This window comes from Paenisporosarcina sp. TG20 (assembly GCF_000286315.1).
In the GTDB taxonomy this organism is placed as follows: domain Bacteria; phylum Bacillota; class Bacilli; order Bacillales_A; family Planococcaceae; genus Paenisporosarcina.
The window spans coordinates 1-3,813 of sequence record NZ_ALJG01000115.1 but is presented as its reverse complement, the minus strand read 5'-3'; the positions used below and the strand labels follow the sequence as shown (position 1 = coordinate 3,813).

Here is a 3,813-nt window from a genome sequence, read left to right as displayed (position 1 = left end):
AAAGAGTTGTTGCGATTGTTTTTTAGCTAGCCTATGTTGAATTGGTTTAGCAATTTTAATATCACTTGGTCTAATTGGTTTAGCTGGAACACTTGCTGTTACGTTTACCCATATATAATTTCGATTATCGTAATCACTGTTTTTATGCTTTCTATCGCTCATTTACTTGTACGGAAACAACAAAAACCTTCCAATAAAATGAGGATATTGTTATTAATTTTCACTGTCGTTTTTGGGGCAATGCTTATCTACACATTATTTAGTCAGGGGATATAGAGCATGATGAAATACCTAAAATATCTATCCATAGTATTTTGGAGTGGTTTTAATTCTGTCTGGATGTGGTCAAGAAGTGATCGAGGATAGTTCCACAACAAGTGAAGTTCAATCGAAAAAATTAGAATCTGTTTCGTTAAGATAGTTGGATTCATTTGAGTATCTTGTGATATTACGGTGAGCTCCGCCGTTTCAAATTTGGATGGTGTTCAATATGTAGAGTTTGAGGGTTCAGAGGAAACTAAACTTACATTTGATACATCAAAAATTAGTTTAAATGAAATTGAAAAAGTGATTACTGATTTAGGATAGGAAATAAGGAAAGTTTAAGATAAAACAGGAGGATGGTAAAGATGAATAAATTTAAAGTGAAAATTCAAGGAATGACTTGTACGGGGTGTGAAGAACACATAGAAGTAGCACTTGAAAATATTGGGGCTAAAAACATTGAAGCTAGTTTTCGTCATGGTGAAGCAGTATTTGAGTTACCCGATGATATTGGGGTTGAAAATGCAAAAAAGGCGATTGATGAAGCAAAATATCAACCTGGAGAAATAAAAGAATTGTCATCACAAGAAAATGTAGTGTTAGGTAATGAAGGCGATTATGATTTACTTATCATTGGTTCTGGTGGAGCTGCTTTTTCGGCTGCGATCAAGGCAATCGAATACGGTGCAAAAGTTGGGATGATTGAGCGTGGAACGGTTGGGGGAACCTGCGTGAATATTGGTTGTGTTCCATCAAAAACACTTCTTAGAGCTGGGGAAATCAATCATTTAGCAAAATTAAATCCATTTACAGGGTTACAAACATCTGCTGGAGAAGTGGATTTAGCTTCTTTAGTAAATAAAAAAGATGAATTAGTCAGTGAGCTTCGCAATAAGAAGTATATTGATTTAATCGATGAATATGGCTTTGAATTAATTGAAGGTGAAGCGAAATTTGTTGATGAAAATACCGTTGAGGTAAACGGAAATAAATTGTCTGCAAAACGCTTTCTAATCGCAACGGGTGCATCTCCTTCTTTACCTCTTATTTCTGGACTTGAAGATGTGGAGTATCTGACAAGTACAACGTTACTTGAATTAAAAAAAGTGCCAAAACGGTTAACGGTTATTGGTTCAGGATATATCGGATTGGAGCTTGGACAACTGTTTCATAATCTAGGTTCAGAAGTAACGCTTATACAAAGAAGTGAGCGCCTTTTAAAGGAATATGACCCAGAGATTTCAGAAGCAGTTGAACAAGCTTTAGTTGAGCAAGGCATAAACCTTGTAAAAGAGGCAACTTATGAGTATGTAGAACAAGTTGGAGAGATAAAAAAGGTTCATGTTACAGTAGATGGTAAGAAAAAAGTCATTGAATCAGAGCAATTACTTATTGCAACAGGAAGAAAACCAAATACGGATAAATTAAATTTAAGTGCAGCAGCGGTTGAAGTTGGTTCTCGTAAAGAAATAGTGATAAATGACTTTGCTAGGACTAGTAATGAAAAGATTTATGCAGCAGGTGATGTAACACTAGGACCTCAATTTGTATACGTAGCAGCGTATGAAGGTGGAATTGTAGCTGATAATGCTATTGGTGGATTAAATAAAAAATTAGATTTATCCTTTGTTCCTGGCGTTACATTTACAAATCCTTCGATTGCCACCGTTGGTTTAACAGAAGAACAAGCAAAAGAACAAGGCTACGAAGTGAAAACATCTGTATTACCTTTAAGTGCTGTTCCAAGAGCGATTGTCAATCGTGAAACAACAGGTGTCTTTAAGCTTGTTGCGGATGCAAAAACGCTGAAGGTGTTAGGGGTTCATATTGTATCTGAAAATGCAGGAGATGTGATTTATGCGGGGACATTAGTCGTTAAATTCGGGTTAACCGTACAAGATTTAAAAGAAAGTCTTGCACCATATTTAACAATGGCAGAAGGATTAAAATTAGCTGCTCTGACGTTTGATAAAGATGTATCAAAATTATCTTGTTGTGCAGGATAGAATCTGTTTTCTGCTATAAATGGATCATAAGTACACAAAGTAAAGCTCGATTTTCTTTATAAGGGGTGCAGCCAATATTTTGGATTTTGTTCGTTAAGCAAGTTTAAATAGGGTGAAAAATTAAATTTTGGAACTTTATTATTGGGAATGAGTTTTGGTGTCAAATGTTTGTCTAATTTTAGATATAATTCAGTTAAGTATTAGAAGTTCCGAAAACAAGCGTTTGTGGGACAGTCGTTCTTCAACTAACGGTCAGGATTTTTAATAAAAAAGAATAAATCACTAATTCACTATTGACTCTTTACCTTGGTACGGGGTTCATACTAATAACTGAGGAGGGAAAAGACATGGACGGATTAACAATAAGCCAACTGGCTAAAGCCTGTGAGGTCAATATTGAAACCATTCGCTACTATGAAAGGCGGGGGTTAATTCCTGAACCTCCTCGAAATAAATCGGGATACAGAAACTTTCCCGAATCTACTGTAAAAGACATTCAATTTATTAAAAGGACTCAGGATCTAGGATTTACATTAAAAGAAATAAAAAATCTGTTAAATGCTTCAAATGATGAAGATTTCCGTTCAGAGCAGGTACATGATTTTGCAACAAGTAAAATCAAAGAAATCGAAGAAAAAATTCAAAATATGTATCGAATGAACGCATTACTTGAAGATTTAGCACAAAAATGTCCTGGTCCTGGGATTTTGAAAAATGATTGTCCTATTATTAAAAATTTTGAAGGAGTGAAGGAAAATGGCTAAACGATTAGTAGAAATATTTACATCTGGTTGTTATTTATGTGAGGATGTCGTCAAACAAGTGAAAGATTTAGCTTGTGATAATTGTGATGTTGTCGTTTACGATTTAAATAAAGGTTGCGACACGAACGAATGTGAAACAAAAGCAAAACAATATGGTGTAAAATCAGTTCCAGCCGTTGCAATTAACGGTGAATTAGTGGATTGCTGCAAAAATAACGGAATTAACATTGAATCTTTAAAAGCAGCAGGCTTAGGTCAATAATTATACAAAACCAAGGGTAAATTAGGCTTACCGTTGGTTTTGTATCTTTTCACTAATAAATATTCTTAAAAAAATTGACTTCGTACCCAAGTACATACTTTATAATGAACTAAATATTTTTAGATTTTAAAGAAAAAGGGTGTGATAATATGATAGTGGAAGTTGTAACTTCAGGCATTTCAGGTTGTTCTAGTTGTGAAAAAGCAAAGGAACTTGTCAAAAAAATTTTAAAAGATTTTAGTAATGTAGACTTTCGGGAAATTGACGCTTTAGAACAACCTGAAAGAATTCAAGAGTTAGGGTTTGTAAATACTTCAGCTATTGTAATAAATGGGAATGTAGAATTTTCAAGTGTTCCAAAAGAAAAAGTTCTTCGCTTAAGAATAGAAGAAATAAGAAATAAAAAATTGGGTACAGAAGCATGAAAAATATAGTGATTTACTCACCGCTGAAGAAGTGAATTTATTAACTAAACCCAAGGAAATAAAGTATTGCTAACCCGACTTTCGGCTTGAGT

The 3,813-nt window shown here is 34.2% G+C and carries 5 protein-coding genes and 1 pseudogene; all 6 read left to right on the top strand.

Features of this window, described 5'->3' with window-relative positions; all coding sequences use genetic code 11:
- A pseudogene (locus B371_RS24235) lies at window positions 1-276 on the top strand (putative mercuric transport protein); the annotation flags it as partial.
- 177 nt (window positions 277-453) lie between these two features.
- Window positions 454-588 carry a hypothetical protein gene (locus B371_RS23260; protein WP_019412487.1) on the top strand — a complete coding sequence of 45 codons (135 nt, stop codon included), beginning with the start codon at window positions 454-456 and terminating at the stop codon, window positions 586-588.
- Window positions 589-629: 41 nt separating this feature from the next.
- Entirely contained in the window at window positions 630-2,270 is a 1,641-nt protein-coding gene (gene merA / locus B371_RS0101100; RefSeq protein ID WP_019412486.1) for a mercury(II) reductase, read from the top strand.
- 347 nt (window positions 2,271-2,617) lie between these two features.
- Window positions 2,618-3,034, top strand: coding sequence for a MerR family transcriptional regulator (locus B371_RS0101095; RefSeq protein ID WP_019412485.1), 417 nt, complete (start codon window positions 2,618-2,620; stop codon window positions 3,032-3,034).
- Window positions 3,027-3,296, top strand: coding sequence for a thioredoxin family protein (locus B371_RS0101090; protein WP_019412484.1), 270 nt, complete (start codon window positions 3,027-3,029; stop codon window positions 3,294-3,296). The genes B371_RS0101095 and B371_RS0101090 overlap by 8 nt, the downstream gene beginning before the upstream one ends.
- A gap of 149 nt (window positions 3,297-3,445) precedes the next feature.
- Window positions 3,446-3,721: a thioredoxin family protein gene (locus B371_RS0101085; RefSeq protein ID WP_019412483.1), complete on the top strand. Its 276-nt coding sequence runs from the start codon at window positions 3,446-3,448 to the stop codon at window positions 3,719-3,721.
- Window positions 3,722-3,813: the final 92 nt, after the last annotated feature.

Bases quoted from the DNA above. Each gene is read 5' to 3' on its own strand.
- merA (WP_019412486.1), top strand. From the start codon at position 630: ATGAATAAATTTAAAGTGAAAATTCAAGGAATGACTTGTACGGGGTGT.
- B371_RS0101085 (WP_019412483.1), top strand. From the start codon at position 3,446: ATGATAGTGGAAGTTGTAACTTCAGGCATTTCAGGTTGTTCTAGTTGT.
- B371_RS0101095 (WP_019412485.1), top strand. From the start codon at position 2,618: ATGGACGGATTAACAATAAGCCAACTGGCTAAAGCCTGTGAGGTCAAT.
- B371_RS0101090 (WP_019412484.1), top strand. From the start codon at position 3,027: ATGGCTAAACGATTAGTAGAAATATTTACATCTGGTTGTTATTTATGT.